General features: G+C 66.9%; 16 protein-coding genes. 10 read left to right on the forward strand and 6 right to left on the reverse strand.

From position 1 onward, the window contains the following. Positions 1-37 precede the first annotated feature (37 nt). Positions 38-1,714, reverse strand: a complete 1,677-nt coding sequence (locus QOL57_RS20530; RefSeq protein WP_089241594.1) for an electron transfer flavoprotein-ubiquinone oxidoreductase — start codon at positions 1,712-1,714, stop codon at positions 38-40. 303 nt (positions 1,715-2,017) lie between these two features. Here QOL57_RS20530 and QOL57_RS20535 point away from each other — a divergent pair, with 303 nt between their 5' ends. Beyond that, positions 2,018-3,181, forward strand: a complete 1,164-nt coding sequence (locus QOL57_RS20535; RefSeq protein ID WP_089241592.1) for an acyl-CoA dehydrogenase family protein — start codon at positions 2,018-2,020, stop codon at positions 3,179-3,181. Between the two features lie 307 nt (positions 3,182-3,488). On the opposite strand, the gene QOL57_RS20540 is transcribed toward QOL57_RS20535, so the two are convergent. Together QOL57_RS20540 and QOL57_RS20545 are read right to left on the reverse strand one after the other, a co-directional pair. Further along, positions 3,489-3,968, reverse strand: a complete 480-nt coding sequence (locus QOL57_RS20540; protein ID WP_089241590.1) for a tRNA (cytidine(34)-2'-O)-methyltransferase — start codon at positions 3,966-3,968, stop codon at positions 3,489-3,491. Positions 3,969-4,038: 70 nt separating this feature from the next. After that, positions 4,039-4,515: a hypothetical protein gene (locus tag QOL57_RS20545; protein WP_089241588.1), complete on the reverse strand. Its 477-nt coding sequence runs from the start codon at positions 4,513-4,515 to the stop codon at positions 4,039-4,041. 404 nt (positions 4,516-4,919) lie between these two features. Here QOL57_RS20545 and QOL57_RS20550 point away from each other — a divergent pair, with 404 nt between their 5' ends. The 4 genes from QOL57_RS20550 (at position 4,920) to QOL57_RS20565 (ending at position 10,404) form a co-directional block, all read left to right on the forward strand. Then, positions 4,920-7,769: a pitrilysin family protein gene (locus QOL57_RS20550; protein WP_089241586.1), complete on the forward strand. Its 2,850-nt coding sequence runs from the start codon at positions 4,920-4,922 to the stop codon at positions 7,767-7,769. Between the two features lie 166 nt (positions 7,770-7,935). Then, a complete protein-coding gene (locus QOL57_RS20555) occupies positions 7,936-8,253 on the forward strand; it encodes a DUF4156 domain-containing protein (protein WP_025875855.1) in 318 nt (105 codons plus the stop codon). Positions 8,254-8,355: 102 nt separating this feature from the next. Then, entirely contained in the window at positions 8,356-9,372 is a 1,017-nt protein-coding gene (locus QOL57_RS20560; RefSeq protein ID WP_025875853.1) for a 3-oxoacyl-ACP synthase III, read from the forward strand. A gap of 141 nt (positions 9,373-9,513) precedes the next feature. Next, positions 9,514-10,404, forward strand: a complete 891-nt coding sequence (locus QOL57_RS20565; protein WP_089241584.1) for an alpha/beta fold hydrolase — start codon at positions 9,514-9,516, stop codon at positions 10,402-10,404. 145 nt (positions 10,405-10,549) lie between these two features. Here the strand turns inward: QOL57_RS20565 and QOL57_RS20570 are convergent, their stop codons facing one another. After that, positions 10,550-10,975 carry a YkgJ family cysteine cluster protein gene (locus QOL57_RS20570; RefSeq protein WP_089241582.1) on the reverse strand — a complete coding sequence of 142 codons (426 nt, stop codon included), beginning with the start codon at positions 10,973-10,975 and terminating at the stop codon, positions 10,550-10,552. 102 nt (positions 10,976-11,077) lie between these two features. On the opposite strand from QOL57_RS20570, the gene oleC reads away from it, so the two are divergent. From oleC to QOL57_RS20585, 3 genes are all read left to right on the forward strand, one after another. Beyond that, entirely contained in the window at positions 11,078-12,736 is a 1,659-nt protein-coding gene (oleC, locus tag QOL57_RS20575) for an olefin beta-lactone synthetase (RefSeq protein WP_089241580.1), read from the forward strand. Continuing rightward, entirely contained in the window at positions 12,733-13,719 is a 987-nt protein-coding gene (gene oleD, locus QOL57_RS20580) for a 2-alkyl-3-oxoalkanoate reductase (protein WP_089241578.1), read from the forward strand. The genes oleC and oleD overlap by 4 nt, the downstream gene beginning before the upstream one ends. Before the next feature lie 121 nt (positions 13,720-13,840). Then, entirely contained in the window at positions 13,841-13,996 is a 156-nt protein-coding gene (locus QOL57_RS20585) for a DUF1328 domain-containing protein (RefSeq protein ID WP_025875842.1), read from the forward strand. A 48-nt stretch (positions 13,997-14,044) separates the two neighbouring features. On the opposite strand, the gene ddlA is transcribed toward QOL57_RS20585, so the two are convergent. Beyond that, the gene (ddlA, locus tag QOL57_RS20590) at positions 14,045-15,142 is read right to left on the reverse strand and encodes a D-alanine--D-alanine ligase (protein ID WP_089241576.1); all 1,098 of its coding nucleotides are present in this window, start codon (positions 15,140-15,142) and stop codon (positions 14,045-14,047) included. Between the two features lie 424 nt (positions 15,143-15,566). Here ddlA and QOL57_RS20595 point away from each other — a divergent pair, with 424 nt between their 5' ends. Together QOL57_RS20595 and ubiB are read left to right on the forward strand one after the other, a co-directional pair. Next, positions 15,567-16,202 carry an SCP2 sterol-binding domain-containing protein gene (locus tag QOL57_RS20595; RefSeq protein ID WP_089241574.1) on the forward strand — a complete coding sequence of 212 codons (636 nt, stop codon included), beginning with the start codon at positions 15,567-15,569 and terminating at the stop codon, positions 16,200-16,202. Continuing rightward, complete coding sequence (gene ubiB, locus QOL57_RS20600) at positions 16,199-17,854, forward strand: ubiquinone biosynthesis regulatory protein kinase UbiB (protein ID WP_089241572.1); 1,656 nt, start codon at positions 16,199-16,201, stop codon at positions 17,852-17,854. The genes QOL57_RS20595 and ubiB overlap by 4 nt, the downstream gene beginning before the upstream one ends. Before the next feature lie 50 nt (positions 17,855-17,904). Here the strand turns inward: ubiB and QOL57_RS20605 are convergent, their stop codons facing one another. Further along, the gene (locus tag QOL57_RS20605; protein WP_089241570.1) at positions 17,905-18,690 is read right to left on the reverse strand and encodes a YaiO family outer membrane beta-barrel protein; all 786 of its coding nucleotides are present in this window, start codon (positions 18,688-18,690) and stop codon (positions 17,905-17,907) included. Positions 18,691-18,695 lie beyond the last annotated feature (5 nt).

Genomic DNA, 18,695 nt, shown 5'->3' on the forward strand with positions numbered 1-18,695 from the left:
GTGGAGCTGCGACCAGCGGTCGCAGCCCCATCACCGGTCACATGCCGGAGTAGTTCGGTCCGCCGCCGCCCTGCGGGGTCACCCAGACGATGTTCTGGGTCGGGTCCTTGATGTCGCAGGTCTTGCAGTGCACGCAGTTCTGCGCATTGATCTGCAGCCGCGCATCGTTGCCGTCGCCGACGAACTCGTACACGCCCGCCGGGCAGTAGCGTGCTTCCGGGCCAGCGTACTCGGCCAGGTTCACCTTCACCGGGATGCTCGCATCCTTCAGCGTCAGGTGGCTGGGCTGGTTCTCGTCGTGGTTGGTGCTGCTGAGGAACACCGAGCTGAGACGGTCGAAGGTCAGCACGCCATCGGGCTTGGGATAGGCAATGCGCGTGTGCTTCGATGCCGGCTCCAGGCAGGCATGGTCCGGAATGCTGTGGCGCAGGGTCCACGGCGGATTGCGCACGCCCAGCTTCGGCAGCAGCCACTGCTCGATGCCGGTCATCAGCGTGGCCACGGTCTGGCCCTTCTTGAACCACTGCTTGAAGTTCTTCGACAGCTTCAGTTCGTCGTGCAGCCAGCTGGTTTCAAAGGCGGCCGGGTAAGCGCTGAGCTCGTCGTGCTGGCGATCGGCCACCAGCGCGTCGAAGGCGGCATCGGCGCACAGCATGCCGGTCTTGATCGCCGCGTGGCTGCCCTTGATGCGGCTGACGTTGAGGTAGCCGGCCTCGCAGCCGACCAGTGCACCGCCGGGGAACACGGTCTTCGGCAGCGACATCAGGCCGCCGGCGGTGATCGCACGCGCGCCGTAGCCGATGCGGGTGCCACCTTCCAGGTGCTTGCGGATCGACGGATGGGTCTTGAAGCGCTGGAATTCCTCGAACGGGCTCAGCCACGGATTCCTGTAATCCAGGCCGACCACGTAGCCGATGGCGACCTTGCCGCCGTCGGCGTGGTACAGGAACGCACCGCCGTAGGTGTCGGTGTCCAGCGGCCAGCCGGCAGCGTGCACCACCAGGCCCGGCTCGTGCTTGGCCGGGTCGATCTGCCACAGTTCCTTGATGCCGATGCCGTAGGCCTGCGGGTCCTTGCCTTCGTCCAGCTTGAAACGGCTGATCAGCTGGCGGCCGAGGTGGCCGCGCGCGCCTTCGGCGAACACGGTGTACTTCGCCTGCAGCGCCATGCCGCGTTCGAACGCCGGGCCGATGCTGCCGTCCTTTTCGATGCCCATGTCGCCGGTGGCAACGCCGATCACTGCGCCGTCATCGCCGTACAGCACTTCGGCGGCGGCGAAGCCGGGGAAGATCGCCACTTCCAGCGCCTCGGCCTGCTGCGCCAGCCAGCGGGTGACCTCGCCCAGGCTGATGATGTAGTTGCCTTCGTTGTGGAAGCACTCGGGCAGCAGCGCGTGCGGGGTGGTACGCGCGCCGGTCTCGCTGAGGAACAGGAACTCGTCGCGGGTGACCTTCTGCTTCAGCGGTGCGCCGCGCTCGGCCCAGTCCGGGAACAGTTCGGTCAGCGCGCGCGGGTCCATCACCGCACCGGACAGCACGTGCGCGCCGGGCTCGGAACCCTTCTCCAGCACGCAGACCGACAGTTCACGACCGGCTTCGATCGCGCGTTGGCGCAGACGGATCGCGGTGGCCAGGCCGGCCGGGCCGGCACCGACGATGACCACGTCGAATTCCATGACTTCACGCGGGGGAAGGGCGTTGGCTTCAGCACTCATCGATTGCATGACTCGTGGGTAGTGCCGGCATCGGGGCCACCGGCGGTTGCCTGGGAATCGCGCGTGCAGCCACGGGCGAAACGGTTGTTTGAATGTTGTCAGGGTACCGGGCTGCGCGTGATCGAGCTAGATCGGCGATGTTCACACCGCGATTGCTGCAATGCAGCGTGCGTGGCTTCGGTAGCCGCCAACCTTGGTTGGCGTCCACTGAAACCCCAGCGCCGACCAAGGTCGGCCTCTACCGGCACACCAAACCCACCCGGATGACCGACAATGGCCAGGTCCCGACTGCGTGTGAGTGCCATGGCTTTGGATCCGTACGACCTGTTCGATGTCCGTTCCCTGCTCAGCGAGGAAGAGCGCGCGGTACAGGAGAGCGTGGCCCGCTTCACCAACGAGCGCGTGCTGCCGATCATCGGCGATGCCTTCGACCAGGCGCGGTTCCCGTCGGAACTGGTGCCGGAGATCGCTTCGCTGGGTCTGCTCGGCGCCACGCTGCCGGCCGAGTACGGCGGCGGCGACCTTGGCGCGGTCAGTTACGGGCTGATCTGCCAGGAGCTGGAGCGCGGCGATTCGGGCCTGCGCAGCTTCGTGTCGGTGCAGAGCTCGCTGTGCATGTATCCCATCTACGCGTACGGCAGTGAAGAACAGCGCCAGCAGTGGCTGCCGGCAATGGCGCGCGGCGAACTGATCGGCTGCTTCGGCCTGACCGAGGCGCACGGCGGTTCGGACCCGGCCAGCATGAAGACCCGCGCGGTGCGCGATGGCAGCGACTGGCGCATCAGTGGCAGCAAGATGTGGATCACCAGCGGCCCGGTGGCCGACCTGGCCATCATCTGGGCGCAGACCGAAGACGGCATCCAGGGCTTCGTGCTGGAGAAGGGCATGCCCGGTTTCACCACGCAGGAAATCAAGCACAAGATGAGCCTGCGCGCGTCGCTGACCGGCGCGCTGTTCTTCGACGACGTGCGCGTGCCTGACAGCCATCGCCTGCCGAACGTGAAGGGGCTGAAGGGTCCGCTGGGCTGCCTGACCCAGGCGCGTTTCGGCATCAGCTGGGGCCCGATCGGCTCGGCCATCGCCTGCCTGGATGAAGCGCTGGGTTATGCCAAGGAGCGCGTGCTGTTCGGCCGTCCGTTGGCCGCCACGCAGAGCGCGCAGATCAAGCTGGCCGAGATGGCCCGGCGCATCACCATGGCGCAGCTGCTGGCGCTGCAGCTGGGCCGCCTGAAGGAGGCCGGGCAGGTGCAGCCGCAGCAGGTCAGCCTGGCCAAGTGGAACAACTGCCGCATGGCGATCGACATCGCCCGCGAGTGTCGCGATCTGCTGGGTGGCGCCGGCATCACCACCGAGCACGTGGCGATCCGCCATGCGCTGAACCTGGAATCGGTGATTACCTATGAAGGTACCGAAACCGTGCACCAGCTGGTGATCGGGCGTGAGCTGACCGGCATCAACGCGTTCTGACAGCAATCCACGCATGGCGTGGATCTACCGGGATGGCGGTAGTCGCCAACCTTGGTTGGCGCTCCCGTGCCGACCAAGGTCGGCATCTACCAGACGATCATCCACGCGTGGCGTGGATCTACCGGGATGATGGTAGTCGCCAACCTCGGTTGGCGCTCCGGTGCCGACCAAGGTCGGCATCTACCAGACGGTCATCCACGCATGGCGTGGATCTAACCGGGATGGCGGTAGTCGCCAACCTTGGTTGGCGCTCCCGTGCCGACCAAGGTCGGCATCTACCAGACGATCATCCACGCATGGCGTGGATCTACTGGCCGCCGGCAAACCCGTGCTGGCGCCACGCTTCGTACATCACCACCGCAACGGTGTTTGACAGGTTGAGGCTGCGGTTGTCCGGCCGCATCGGCAGGCGCAGGCGCCGACCATCGGGCAGGGCATCGAGCACCTCCTGCGGCAGGCCACGGCTTTCCGGGCCGAACAGGAAGGCATCACCGTCTTCGAACGCCACGCTGTCATAGCGGACGCTGGCACGCGTACTCAGGGCGAACAACCGCTTCGGTGCGATCCGCGCCAGCGCAGTGTCCAGGTCGGGATGCACCTGCAGGCGCGAGTACTCGTGGTAGTCCAGGCCGGCGCGCTTGAGCTGCTTGTCTTCCAGTGCGAAGCCGAGCGGCTCGACCAGGTGCAGCTGCGCGCCGGTGTTGGCGCAGAGCCGGATCACATTGCCCGTGTTGGGCGGGATTTCCGGTTGGAACAGGATCACGTGGAACTGGGGCGCGGCATTCATCGGCGCAGTGTACCTGCGACTGCCGCCGCCTTTACGACGCACGCCCTGCGATGGGCAGGGCGGACGTCGCTTACGGGCGCAGCAGGACCTGGGCGGTTTCGGCAGCGAAGGCCTGCAGCTGGGCGGCGCTCGGACGCACCTGCAGGGCCGGCAGGTTGACGATCACCTGGTTGGCGACGCTGGTGGCGGCGGCGGCCAGGGTGGCGGCGTAGCGCTGGGCTTCGTGCTCGGCAGCCAGGGCGACACGCTGCTCCAGGCTCGGGCGGACTTCAACCGAGGCCAGGGTGGTGATTGGCAGCGCGGCGGCGACCGGGGCAGCGATGAAGCCGTCGCGCTCGCTCAGCTGGTCTGCGCTCGGGCGCACTTCAACGGTGGCCAGGGTGCGGATGCCGCTGGCCTGTTCCCAGGCCTGCTGGACCAGCTGGTCGGCGGCCGGGCGGACCTGCACGGTGGACAGGGTCTTGATGGATTCGGAGGCCTGCACCGACGAAACAACCGCGGTGCCGGCGATCAGGGCGATGGCGATGGCAATGGTCTTGGCGTTCATGACGGGGCCTGTTTAGTGTTGGTGAGCGGTGGTGTGGTAGTAAGGTAGAACACCAGTTCTGGGGATGCAAGCGGAATTTTCGATTTCCTGCTTTTGTTCAGTCTTCAGTCAGGTTTTGTCTGAAGCCCTTGCTGGCGCAGGAAGGACAAAGCAATCCCCGTGCCAACTTTTACTTATTGATTCATAAGGGTTTTATGGCTTCTGAAAAGTGTCCGCTGGGCGGACACCTGTCCATTCGCGGTGCAGCGGACACTGTCCGGACGTGAATCACCGCGGTTCGTGACCCCGAAAAGCCGATCGCGATGGCCGATGTGGCCGATCACCCCCAGTGACTGGTGGCCGATACCGGTGGCCGCACGCCCGCGCTAGGATCGGGATTCACCTATGTGACCAAGGACCCGGATATGTCGCTCACCCTGCGCCCGCGCGCCGCGCTGCTCGCTGTTGCTCTCAGTACTGCTCTCGGCACGCTCGCGCCGACCTACGCGCTGGCGGCCAAGCCGGCTGCGACCAGCAAGGTCGACATCCCGTTCGAGCAGTTCACCCTGCCCAATGGCCTGCGGGTGGTGGTGCATACCGATCGCAAGGCACCGATCGTCGCGGTCAACATCTGGTACCACGTCGGCAGCAAGGACGAGCCCGCCGGCCGTACCGGCTTCGCGCATCTGTTTGAACACCTGATGTTCCAGAGCAGCGAGAACCACGACGGCGAGTACTTCGAGCCCTTCAAGCAGGTGGGCGCCACCGGCCAGAACGGCACCACCAACACCGACCGCACCAATTACTTCGAGAACGTGCCGACCACCGCGCTGGACATGGCGCTATGGATGGAGTCGGACCGAATGGGCCATCTGGTTGGCGCGATCGACCAGGCTGCGCTGGACGAGCAGCGTGGCGTAGTGCAGAACGAGAAGCGCCAGGGCGAAAACCAGCCCTATGGCCAGGTGTGGGAACAGCTCAACCGCGCGCTGTACCCGGTGGGCCATCCGTACCACCACAGCGTGATCGGCTCGATGAACGATCTCAACGCCGCCTCGCTGGATGACGTCAAGACCTGGTTCCGCACCTGGTACGGCCCGAACAACGCAGTGCTGGTGCTGGCCGGTGACATCGATCTGGCCACGGCCAAGGAAAAGGCCGCCAAGTACTTCGGCAGCATCCCGGCTGGCCCGACCATGGCGCAGCCGAAGGTCGACGTGGCCAAGCGGCCAGCCGACACCCGCGAGGTGATGACCGACAAGGTGCCGCAGGCGCGCATCTACCGCGCCTGGAACGTGGCCCAGGTCGGCACCACCGACGTCGACCAGCTGCAGCTGCTGGCCTATGTGCTCGGCGGCGCCAAGTCTTCGCGCCTGAGCCAGCGTCTGCAGCACCAGGACAAGCTGGTGGACAACATCAGCGCCGGCGCCTACGCCTCGCAGCTGGGTTCCAACTTCATGGTGATGGCCACCGTGAAGCAGGGCCAGGACCCGGCCAAGGTCGAGAAGATCATCGATGAGGAAATCGAACGCCTGCTCAAGGATGGCCCGACTGCCGAAGAACTGGCACGCGCCAAGACCGGCTCCCGTGCCGGTTTCATCCGCGGTATCGAGCGCATCGGCGGCTTCGGCGGCAAGGCCGACGCGCTGGCCGAATGCACGGTCTACACCGGCGACCCGGGCTGCTTCCGCACCTCGCTGGCCAACATCGACAAGGCCACTGCTGCCGACCTCAAGCGCCTGGGCACGCAGTGGCTGGACAAGGGCAGCCACACCCTGGTGGTCGAGCCGGGTGAACGCGTCGCGCTGAAGGAAGATCCTTCGCAGGCGCCCAAGCCGTTCAACGTGCCGGCCGTGGACAGCAAGTACAGCACCCTGCCCGAGCAGGTGGACCGCAAGGCCGGCGTGCCGCAGACCCGCGAGTTCCCGCAGTTGAAGTTCCCGGCACTGCAGCGCGCCACGCTGAAGAACGGCACCCAGGTGGTGCTGGCCGAACGCCATGAAATTCCGGTGGTGCAGTTCAGCTACCAGTTCCCAGGCGGCTTCACCGCTGACCAGGGCCGCAAGCCGGGCACCGCCAACTTCACCATGAGCCTGATGACCGAAGGCGCCGGCAAGCTGGGCTCGCTGGCCTTCGCCGATGCGGCCGATGCGCTGGGTGCGAATCTTGACGCTTCCGCGGGCCTGGATTCGGTGGACGTGGAACTGTCCGCGCTGAAGGAGAACCTGGTGCCGTCGCTGGCGCTGTATGCCAGCCTGCTGCGCGAGCCGCGCTTCGAGCAGAGCGAGATCGACCGGGTCAAGGCGACGTGGATCGCCGGCATCCAGCAGGAGAAGGTCAACCCGGGTGCGGTGGCGATGCGCGTGCTGCCGCCCCTGCTGTACGGCAAGGGCCACCCCTACGCGATCCCGTTCACCGGCAGCGGTGACGAAGCGGCGATCAGCAGCCTGGGCCGTGAGGACCTGGTCGACTTCCACCGCGACTGGCTGCGTCCGCAGGACGGCACCCTGATCGTGGTCGGCGATACCAGCCTGGCCGAGATCGTGCCGCTGCTGGACAAGCAGCTGGGCGACTGGAAGGCCACCGGTGATGCGCCGACGATCAAGGCCACCACCGCCGTGGCGCTGCCGAAGAGCCCGCGCGTGTTCCTGATCGACCAGCCGGGCGCGGTGCAGGCCAACCTGTTCGCCGGCCAGGTCGTGCCGCCGTCCAGCGACGCCAGCTCGACCCGCTTCGACATCGCCAACGGTGTGATCGGTGGCGACTTCACGTCGCGCCTGAACATGAACCTGCGCGAGGACAAGCACTGGTCCTACGGCGCCCGCACCAGCGCCAGCAACACCGTGGGCCAGCGCCCGTGGATGGCGATGGCACCGGTGCAGATCGACAAGACCGGCCCGGCCATGGCGGAAATGCGCAAGGAGATCGCCGAGTTCGCCAACGGCAGCAAGCCCGCGACCGACGCTGAAGTGGCGCGCATCCGCAACATCCAGACCCTGAGCCTGCCCGGTGCCTACGAGACCGCCGCCGCGGTGGCCTCGACCATCGGCACGATCGTGCAGTTCAAGCGTCCGGATGACTACGTGCTGCGCCGCAAGGCCGAGATCGAAGCTATGACCCCGGCACAGGTGCAGCAGGCAGCAGCGGAGATCAAGCCGCAGGCGCTGACCTGGGTGGTCGTGGGTGACCTCAAGCAGACCGAAGCGGCCGTGCGCGCCTTGAACCTGGGCGAAGTGACCGTGATCGATGCCGAAGGCAACCCGGTCAAGAAATAAATAAGGCAATACGCCGGCCAGGGGTCGGATCCCTCCCCCAGGGAGGGCTCCGACCCCGTCGTACTCTGGGGTCAGAGCCCCCTGCGGGGGATCCGACCCCGTCCCGGCTATCCCTGATTCAGACGGTTCAGGCACACTCCTGACATTCCCTTCCAGGATCCTGCCCATGCGCGTTCTGCTGCTGTCGTCCCTGTTGCTCACCGTCACCGCCTGTACCTGGGTGCCGATCGAACCGGCCGGCAAGGCGACCCGCGTGCTGCCGGCAGGCCCGGTACCGGCCGGGTGCATCTCCAAGGGCGAAGTGGTGGTGACCGTGAAGAGCAAGGTCGGCTTCTACAACCGCAACCCGCTGCGCGTGCAGGAAGAGCTGGAAACCCTGGCCCGCAATGAAGCCCCGACCACCGGCGCCAACGCCGTGCAGGCCGCTGCGGCCCCCGCCGATGGCAGCCAGCGCTTCGCCGCTTTCCAGTGCCCGCCGCGCTGAATCCTTCACCATACGGCCAAGGCTGAATTCGTAAAGATGCGGTGAAGGCCCGGGGGGTTATAGAATAGCGCCCCCTTTGCCTGAGCCTTGGCGCTAACCTCGATGCTCTTCAAGAATGTCTCGATTGCCGGCCTGGCTCACGTTGATGCGCCGCACACGCTGACGACCAAGGAAATCAACGAACGGCTGCAGCCGACGCTGGATCGCCTTGGTATCCGTACCGATGTCCTCGGCGATATCGCCGGCATCCACGCGCGCCGCCTGTGGGACAACGGCGTACTGGCGTCCGACGCGGCCACCATGGCCGGCCGCAAGGCACTGGAAGACGCAGGCATCGATGCGACGCAGGTGGGCCTGTTGATCAACACCTCGGTCAGCCGTGACTACCTGGAGCCGTCCACCGCGTCCATCGTGTCCGGCAACCTCGGTGTCAGCGACGAGTGCATGACCTTCGACGTCGCCAATGCCTGCCTGGCCTTCATCAACGGCATGGACATCGCGGCGCGCATGCTCGAGCGCGGTGAGATCGACTACGCGCTGGTGGTGGATGGCGAGACCGCCAACCTGGTGTACGAAAAGACCCTGGAGCGGATGACCGCGCCGGACGTCACCGCCGACGACTTCCGCAATGAGCTGGCGGCGCTGACCACCGGTTCCGGTGCGGCCGCGATGGTGATGGCCCGTTCGGAGCTGGTGCCCGACGCGCCGCGCTACAAGGGTGGCGTGACCCGTTCGGCCACCGAGTGGAACCAGCTGTGCCTGGGCAACCTGGACCGCATGGTCACCGACACCCGCATGCTGCTGATCGAGGGCATCAAGCTGGCCCAGAAGACCTTCACCGCCGCCAAGATCGCACTGGGCTGGGCGGTGGAAGAGCTGGACCAGTTCGTCATCCACCAGGTCAGCCAGCCGCACACCGCTGCGTTCATCAAGAATTTCGGCATCGACCCGAAGAAGGTCATGACCATCTTCGGCGAGCACGGCAACATCGGTCCGGCCTCGGTGCCGATCGTGCTGAGCAAGCTCAAGCAGCTGGGCAAGCTGAAGAAGGGCGATCGCATCGCGCTTCTGGGCATCGGCTCGGGCCTGAACTGCTCGATGGCCGAAGTGGTCTGGTAAGACCCTTCTGCCAGACTCCCTGTAGAGCCGAGCCCACGCTCGGCTCACGCGCGCAGCGCGGTTCTTCCGCGGCCTGACCGGAGAGCAGCCGAGCATCGGCTCGGCTCTACACTGCGCCGCGATTCTTCCAAGGTGCTCCGCATGCGCGATCTTCCCGGTTACCCCGCCCACCCGCAGCGTTTCGAGGTTCGCCCCGGCCTGTCGATGAACTATCTCGACGAAGGCCCGCGCGACGGCGAGGTGGTGGTGATGGTGCACGGCAACCCGTCGTGGAGCTATTACTGGCGCACGCTGGTGGCCGGCCTGTCGGACAGGTATCGCTGCATCGTGCCGGACCATATCGGCATGGGCCTGTCGGACAAGCCCGACGACAGCCGCTACGAATACACGCTGCAGTCGCGCGTGGATGATCTGGATGCGCTGCTGAAGCATCTGGGCATCACCGGCCCGGTGACCCTGGCCGTGCACGACTGGGGCGGCATGATCGGCTTTGGCTGGGCGCTGTCGCACCACGATCAGGTCAAGCGCCTGGTGGTGCTCAACACCGCCGCGTTCCCGATGCCGGCGGCGAAGAAGATGCCGTGGCAGATCGCGCTGGGGCGCCACTGGAAGATCGGTGAGTGGATCATCCGCACCTTCAATGCGTTCTCCTCCGGCGCGTCGTGGCTGGGCGTGGAGCGGAAGATGCCGGCCGATGTGCGCCGCGCCTACGTGTCGCCATACAACAGCTACGCCAACCGCATCAGCACCATCCGCTTCATGCAGGACATCCCGCTGTCGCCGGCCGACAAGGCGTGGTCACTGCTGGAGCGCGCCGGCAAGGCGCTGCCGTCCTTCGCCGATCGCCCTGCCTTCCTCGGCTGGGGCCTGCGCGACTTCGTGTTCGACCACCACTTCCTGAAGGGCTTCCAGGCTGCACTGCCGCAGGCGCAGGTACATGCGTTCGAAGATGCCGGTCACTACGTGCTGGAGGACAAGCATGAAGTGCTGGTGCCGGAGATCCGCGCGTTCCTGGACGCGAATCCGATCTGATCGGATCCGGGGTCGGATCCCTCTCGTAGAGAGGGCTCTGACCCCGTCTGTTACGGATCCCTTCGGTAGCGCCGGGCCATGCCCGGCGTTGTTGTATCCGGGGTCAGAGCCGTTCCCGTACCGGAAACGGATCCGGCCCCGCCTGTCATGCCGCGATCGGGGCCTGCGGCGAGGGGCTGTTGCCGTTGTCGTCCGGGTGGTCGTCGTCGTTGCCTGCTTCATCGCGCCAGCGCCAGTCGGCCAGGGTCAGCGGATCCAGGCCATAGGCGATGCGCGCCTTGTCGCACTGCGCGCTGGCCTTGCCGTATTCCCATGACGCATCCACTTCGCGGCACACGCTGGGCCGGTTGGGATGGATCGTGCAGCGCGAATAGACGCCGATCTGCGCATCCAGCGCCACGCAGCGCACCGGCTTGGAATGGGTGCCGCGCATGCACAGGCGGTGCGGGTCGAGCACTTCGGTGAGCTGGTGCGGCACGCCGCCGGGGGTGACCTCGTCCGATTCCATCCAGTGGAAGGCCACGCGGTATTGGGTGCAGCAGGCGCCGCAGGTCATGCAGGGATGTTGCATGGGCAAGCCGCCTCGGGCGGCATCGGGGAAGGGACGAGGATGCGGATTTTCCACGCTGGCGGCCGCCGCGCAAGAAATTCCGTAAGCGGCGACAATGAACGGATGAACCGATCCTGCAACATCGCCGCGCGGCTGCCCGAGCTGGCGCGTGAACGCCCCGACCAGATCGCCATCCGCTGCCCCGGCCGACGCGGCGCCGGCAACGGCATGGCGGCCTACGACGTGACCCTCGATTACCGCCAGCTGGACGCCCGCAGCGATGCGATGGCGGCCGGCCTGGCCGGCTACGGGATCGGCCGCGGGGTGCGTACGGTGGTGATGGTGCGGCCGTCGCCGGAGTTCTTCCTGTTGATGTTCGCCCTGTTCAAGCTGGGCGCGGTGCCGGTGCTGGTCGATCCGGGCATCGACAAGCGCGCGCTGAAGCAGTGCCTGGACGAGGCACAGCCGCAGGCCTTCATCGGTATCCCGCTGGCCCACGTGGCGCGGCTGGCGCTGCGCTGGGCGCCTTCGGCGACCCGCCTGGTCACCGTCGGCCGTCGGCTGGGCTGGGGCGGCACCACCCTGGCCGCACTGGAGCGTGCCGGCGCCAACAGCGGCGCGATGCTGGCCGATACCGATGGCGAGGACACGGCAGCGATCCTGTTCACCAGCGGCTCCACCGGCGTGCCCAAGGGCGTGGTTTACCGGCACCGCCACTTCGTTGGCCAGATCGAGCTGCTGGGCAGCGCCTTTGGCATGGAGGCGGGCGGGGTGGACCTGCCGACCTTCCCGCCGTTTGCCCTGTTCGATCCCGCGCTGGGCCTGACCTCGGTGATTCCGGACATGGACCCGACCCGGCCGGCACAGGCCGACTCGGCGCGCCTGCATGACGCCATCCAGCGGTTCGGCGTGACCCAGCTGTTCGGTTCGCCTGCGCTGATGCGGGTGCTGGCGCGGCATGGGCGGCCGCTGCCATCGGTGACCCGGGTGACCTCCGCCGGTGCACCGGTGCCGCCGGACGTGGTCGCCACCATCCGCAGTCTGCTGCCGGCCGATGCGCAGTTCTGGACACCGTATGGCGCCACCGAGTGCCTGCCGGTGGCAGTGGTCGAGGGGCGCGAGCTGGAGCGTACGCGCGCGGCCACCGAGGGCGGTGCCGGCACCTGCGTCGGCAGCGTGGTCGCTCCGAACGAAGTGCGCATCATCGCCATCGACGACGCGCCGCTGCCGGACTGGTCGCAGGCGCGCGTGCTGGCCGTGGGCGAAGTCGGCGAGATCACCGTGGCCGGGCCAACGGCCACCGACAGTTACTTCAACCGTCCGCAGGCGACGGCGGCGGCGAAGATCAGCGAAACCCTGGCCGATGGCAGCGTCCGCATCGTGCATCGCATGGGCGATGTCGGCTACTTCGATGCGCAGGGGCGGCTGTGGTTCTGTGGCCGCAAGACCCATCGCGTGGAAACCGCGCACGGGCCGCTGTACACCGAACAGGTCGAGCCGGTGTTCAACACCGTGCCCGGGGTGGCACGCACCGCGCTGGTCGGTGTCGGCGCCGCCGGTGCGCAGGAGCCGGTGCTGTGCGTGGAGCTGCAGCGTGGCCAGTCCGACAGCCCTGCCTTGCGCGAGGCGCTGCATGCGACGGCCGCTGCGCGTCTGCCCGAGATGAAGCTGGAACACGTGCTGATGCATCCGGCGTTCCCCGTCGATATCCGTCACAACGCCAAGATCGGCCGCGAGAAGCTCGCCGTCTGGGCACGCGCCGAACTGGAGAAGCGCGCATGAAGATCCTGGTCACCGGTGGTGGTGGTTTCCTTGGCCAGGCGCTGTGCCGTGGCCTGGTCGAACGTGGCCACCAGGTGCTGGCGTTCAACCGCAGCCATTACCCGGAACTGCAGGCGCTGGGCGTGGGCCAGATCCGCGGCGACCTGGCCGACCCGCAGGCGGTGCTGCATGCGGTGGCCGGCGTCGATGCGGTGTTCCACAACGGTGCCAAGGCCGGCGCCTGGGGCAGCTATGACAGCTACCACCAGGCCAACGTGGTCGGCACCGACAACGTCATCGCGGCCTGCCGCGCACATGGCATCGGCAAGCTGGTCTACACCTCAACGCCCAGCGTGACCCATCGCGCCACGCACCCGGTGGAAGGACTGGGTGCGGACGAAGTCCCCTATGGCGAGGATTTCCAGGCGCCGTATGCGGCGACCAAGGCGATTGCCGAACAGCGGGTGCTGGCTGCCAATGACGCCACGCTGGCGACGGTGGCGTTGCGCCCGCGGTTGATCTGGGGCCCGGGTGACCAGCAGCTGGTGCCGCGCCTGGCCGAGCGTGCACGCGCTGGCCGCCTGCGTCTGGTGGGCGATGGCAACAACAAGGTCGACACCACCTACATCGACAACGCCGCGCTGGCGCATTTCCTTGCCTTCGAGGCGCTGGCACCGGGCGCGGCCTGCGCCGGCAAGGCGTACTTCATTTCCAATGGCGAGCCGCTGCCGATGCGTGAGCTGGTCAACAAGCTGCTGCAGGCGGTGGGTGCTCCAACCGTGGACAAGGCGATCAGCTTCAAGACCGCGTATCGCATCGGTGCGATCTGCGAGCGGCTGTGGCCGCTGCTGCGCCTGCGTGGCGAGCCGCCGCTGACGCGCTTCCTGGCCGAGCAGCTGTGCACGCCGCACTGGTACAGCATGGAGCCGGCACGTCGTGATTTCGGCTACGTGCCGCAGGTCAGCATCGAAGAAGGACTGCGACGGCTGAAGGCGGCATCATGACGGCGGCATCACCGCGCTGAAGCCTTCATTACGCGCAGAGATCGCCATCACCGGTTGCACACCGGCAGATGCGCAGGATGGACACAACGCCACCCACGGCCGACCACCTGCGAGGAGCACCATGCTGCATTACGCCGTCATCTTCTTTGTCATCGCCATCATCGCCGCCGTGCTCGGCTTCTCCGGCATTGCCGGTGCCGCCAGCAACATTGCCTGGATCCTGTTCGTGGTGTTCCTGGTGCTGGCCGTGATCTCGATGTTCCGCAAGCGCACATGACCGCTTGAGCGGTAGTGCCGGCCAGCGGCCGGCACTACCGAAGCGCGGTCAACGCACCGCGCTATGCAATCCGCGATCGGCTTCGTGCCGTTGCAGCGCTAGTTCGATCAGGCGTGTGATCAGCGTGGTGTAGTCCACGCCACTGGCACCCCACAGCTTCGGATACATGCTGATGCGGGTGAAGCCGGGCAGCGTGTTCACTTCGTTGATGACGATCCGCCCGTCGGCAGTGAGGAACACATCGACCCGCGCCATGCCAGCGCACTCCAGCGCCTGATAGGCCCGCAACGCGATCTCCCGGATACGCGCCTGCGTTGCCGCATCGATTGCGGCCGGCACCACCACTTCAGCACCGTCTTCGTTGATGTACTTGGTGTCGTAGGCGTAGAACTCGTCGTGCAGTACAACCTCGCCACAGACGCTGGCCTGGGGCCGCTCGTTGCCGAGCACTGCACATTCGATCTCGCGGCCGACCACGGCCGATTCCACCAGGACCTTGTGGTCGTAGCGCAACGCGGTCTGCAATGCCTCGGCGAAACCATCGGCGTCCTTGACCTTGCTCACGCCCACCGATGAGCCCTGGTTGGCCGGTTTCACGAACAACGGCAGGCCAAGCACTTCGATCAGCGCCGCAACATCGATCACATCGGCCTCATGGCGACGGATGCATACCCACGGCGCCACCATCAGGCCCGCATCGCGCAGCAGGCGCTTGGTCACGTCCTTGTCCATGGCCACCGCCGAGCCCAGCACCGGCGAGCCGACGAAAGGCAGGTTGGCCATGCGCAACAGCCCCTGCAGCGCACCGTCCTCGCCCAGCGGGCCGTGCACGATCGGCAACACCACATCGATCTGCCCCAGCGCGCTGCCCGCATCGGTCGGTTGCAGCTGCGCCTGCTCGGTGCCGGGCAGCACCGCCAGCGCGGTACCGGAAGCATGCAGGGCAATGCGCGCCGGATCATCTGCATTGAGCAGGAAGGTGTCCGGCTGGCTCAGGTGCCACTGGCCCTGTTTGTCGATGCCGACCAGCACCGGCTCGAAGCGCTCCCGATCCAGCGCATCGAGAATGTTCTTCGCCGACTGCAGCGAAACTTCGTGTTCGGAAGACCTGCCACCGAAGATGATGCCGACCCGGGTCCGTGCCATGGCGTTGCGATGTCCTGTGCGTTGCGTGGCTCCATAGCATGAACCTTCGTCGGCCTTCCGCGTGAGGCACAGATGAACCAGAAATCCAGTCGCGCGTGTCATCCACGCATGGCGTGGATCTGCGTGTCGACCAAGGTCGACACCCACCTACAGGAGCAGTCGACACCCACCAACAGCAGCAGCCGACCCCGCGCCGTTCCGACAGATCGCGGGGAACTGTCGAAGTCGGGGTGGGAGGGGCAGGCGGGACCGCAGGCGCCATGGATGGCGCCTACGAGCCCCCATGGATGGGTTTACGGCGTGTCCCGCCTGCCCCTCCCACCCCGACTCCCTCAGCAGACTGCTTCTGACGTTGACCTTGCATTTGCGGGTGCCGGGCGGCAGCCCGGCCCAAGCTCACCACCCACGCAGGTAGAATGCGCACATGGCTCTTTCCCTGCTCAAGTCCCTCAAGCCGGTCGCTGGCCGCGCCCTGCAGACCGCCCTGAACCGCGCGCTGGCGCTGGATCCGGATACCCGTCATGCCCTGGCCAGCCTCGACGGCCGCCACATCGACCTGACCCTGGACGCCCCGTCGCTGGCGATGCGCATCAGCGTCGACGGCAACCAGTTGCGGGTTGGCCCGGTGGATGCACAGGAAGCCGACCTGGCCGTGCGCAGCAGCCTGGCCGGCGTGCTGGCGCAGCTGCCGCTGCTGGCGCGTGCCCGCCAAGGCACTGACAACGGCAAGGGCCGCGTACGCGTGGCCGGCGACGCCGAACTGGCGCGTCGCCTGCAGCAGCTGGCCAAGGGCTTCGATCCTGACTGGCAGCAGCCGTTCGTCAGCGTGTTCGGCGAAGTGCTGGGCGTGCAGGTGGCCAATACCCTGCGCAGTGCCCTGCAACACGCCCGCCAGGGCGCGATCGATCTGGCGCACAGCGCCGCTGAATTCATCACCGAGGAATCGCGCGACGTGGTGCCACGTGCCGAACTGGATGCCTTCCACGACGATGTGGACGTGCTGCGCGATGATGTCGAGCGCCTCGGCGCACGCGTGCAGCGCCTGCGGGGTGCCGCATGAAGGCCCTGCTGCGGGCCAGCCGCATCGGCCGGGTGATCCTGCGTTACCGCCTCGACGACCTGCTGCAGGACACGCCGGCCGAGCGCTGGCTGCGCCTGGCCAAGCCGTTCGTACCGCGCGCTTCGGCCGACATCGCCGCACAGTCGCGCGGTGCGCGCCTGCGCCTGGCGCTGCAGGACCTGGGGCCGATCTTCGTCAAGTTCGGGCAGATCCTGTCGACCCGCCGCGATCTGGTGCCGCCGGATGTGGCCAATGAGCTGACCCTGCTGCAGGACCGGGTCAAGCCCTTCGACGGCGACGCCGCGCGCCGCATCGTCGAGGAAGCGCTCGGCCTGCCGGTCAGCGAAGCCTTCGCCAGTTTCGATACCGAACCGCTGGCCTCGGCCTCGATCGCGCAGGTGCACGCGGCCACCCTGGCCGATGGCCGCCAGGTGGTGGTCAAGGTGCTGCGCCCGGGCATCGAGAAGCAGATCGACGCCGACATCGCCCTGCTCAACTCGCTGGCAACGCTGGTCGAGCGCACCCATCCGCGTGCCGACAAGATCCGCCCGCGCGAAGTGGTGGCCGAGGTCGAGAACACCCTGGCCGCCGAGCTGGACCTGCAGCGCGAGGGTGCCAATGCCAGCGTGCTGCGCCGCTTCTGGGAAAACAGCGACGACCTGTACGTGCCGGAAGTGATCTGGAGCCACACCGCCGAGCGTGCGTTGACCCTGGAGCGCGTTTGGGGCATTCCCTCCGATGACGTCGCCGCACTGGACAAGGCCGGCATCGACCGCAAGGCGCTGGCCGCCAAGGGCGTGCGGGTGTTCTACACCCAGGTGTTCCGCGACAACTTCTTCCACGCCGATGCGCACGCCGGCAACATCTGGGTCGACACCGATCCGGCGCGCCGCGACAACCCGCGCTTCATCGCGCTGGACTTCGGCATCATGGGCCAGCTCTCGCAGGAAGATCAGTATTACCTGGCCGAGAATTTCATGGCCATCTTCAACCGCGACTATCGCCGCATCGCCGAACTGCACGTGCAGGCGCGCTGGATGCCCGACAACGTGCGCATCGATGATCTGGAAGCGGCGGTGCGCTCGGTGTGCGAGCCGTACTTCACCCGCCCGCTGTCGCAGATCTCGCTGGCCGAAGTGCTGATGAAGCTGTTCCGCGTGGCCCAGCGCTACCAGCTGACCCTGCAGCCGCAGCTGATCCTGCTGCAGAAGACCCTGCTCAACATCGAAGGCGTCGGTCGCCAGCTCGATCCGCAGATCGACATCTGGGCCGTGGCCAAGCCGGTGCTGGCGAAGATCCTGCGCGAGCGCTACAGCCCGCGCCGTGTGGTGCGCGAGATCGGCAAGCGCCTGCCGGAAATCATGACCCATGCGCCGGACATGCCGCGCCTGGTGCATGCCTGGCTGACCCAGCAGGTGGAAGGTCGCCATGAACTGGCGATGCGTTCGCGCGATCTGGTCGCGCTCGATGCCAGCCTGCAGCGGCTGCAGAAGCGCGCGGTCGGGGCGATCACCGGCGTTGGTCTGCTGGCGATTGCCGCATTGATGTACGTGCTGCAGCCGCCGGGCTGGTACTGGGGCGAGGTACCGGCGTGGAGCTGGGTGTCCGGTGCGGTTGGCGCATTCGCGCTGGCGCGTGCCTGGTGGCGATGACCGCAGCCTGCTGAAACAGCGACGACGGCGGACCGTCGTCGCCGGCTGGATTACCAGCGGTAGCCCAGGCCCACCTGCGTATGCACGCTCTGGAAGCGATCCAGGCGCGTCTTGTGCCAGGTCTTGCCCAGTCCGACGTCGAGTACCAGATGCTCTCCCAGTGGCTGGCTGCGGCGCAGGAACACGCGCTTGGCATCGTGCTCGCGCAGCAGCAGCGGGTCGGCGTCGGCGGTATAGCCCGACGTGCCACTGCCCAGCCACAGCTGCGTCGAGCCATGACCCTGGCGATCCTTCAGGCGCAGCGACACGGTGCTGCCATGGCCATCAGGCCCGTTGGACTGGCGATGGCGCTCATGCTTGACCGATGCCGTGACCCGCGGGAAGTAGTGGGTGGCACCGACCGACCAACCGCTGACGTAGCCGCTGCCGTGGTACTCGGCGTACTTGCCGCCCACGCTCAGCACGGTCTGCCCGGCGACCTTCCACAGGATGTCCTGGTTGATCTGGCGGTTGACGAAGACCGGATCGTCGTTGGACGCAATCACCGACGTACGCGTGGCGACGGTGGCTGACCAGTCGTGATGCAACGAACCCTGCACCCGGTTTCCGCTGTAGCGCGAAGTACCGTAATCGCGCTCACCGTGGGCCAGGCCCAGGTGCCAGCGGCTGGCGCCGGTACGACCTGCCACATCCACTGTCTGCACGTCGCGCTTGCCGAAGCCTTCGTTGTAGTCGGTGTGGTCCAGTTGCAGGGAAACACGATCGACACCGGCATGGGCGCTGGCCGCAGCCAGCAGCAGGGCGCACGGCAGCGCGCCACGATTGATGAATCGCATGGTGA

Source organism: Stenotrophomonas sp. yr243 (assembly GCF_900184195.1).
GTDB lineage: Bacteria > Pseudomonadota > Gammaproteobacteria > Xanthomonadales > Xanthomonadaceae > Stenotrophomonas > Stenotrophomonas lactitubi.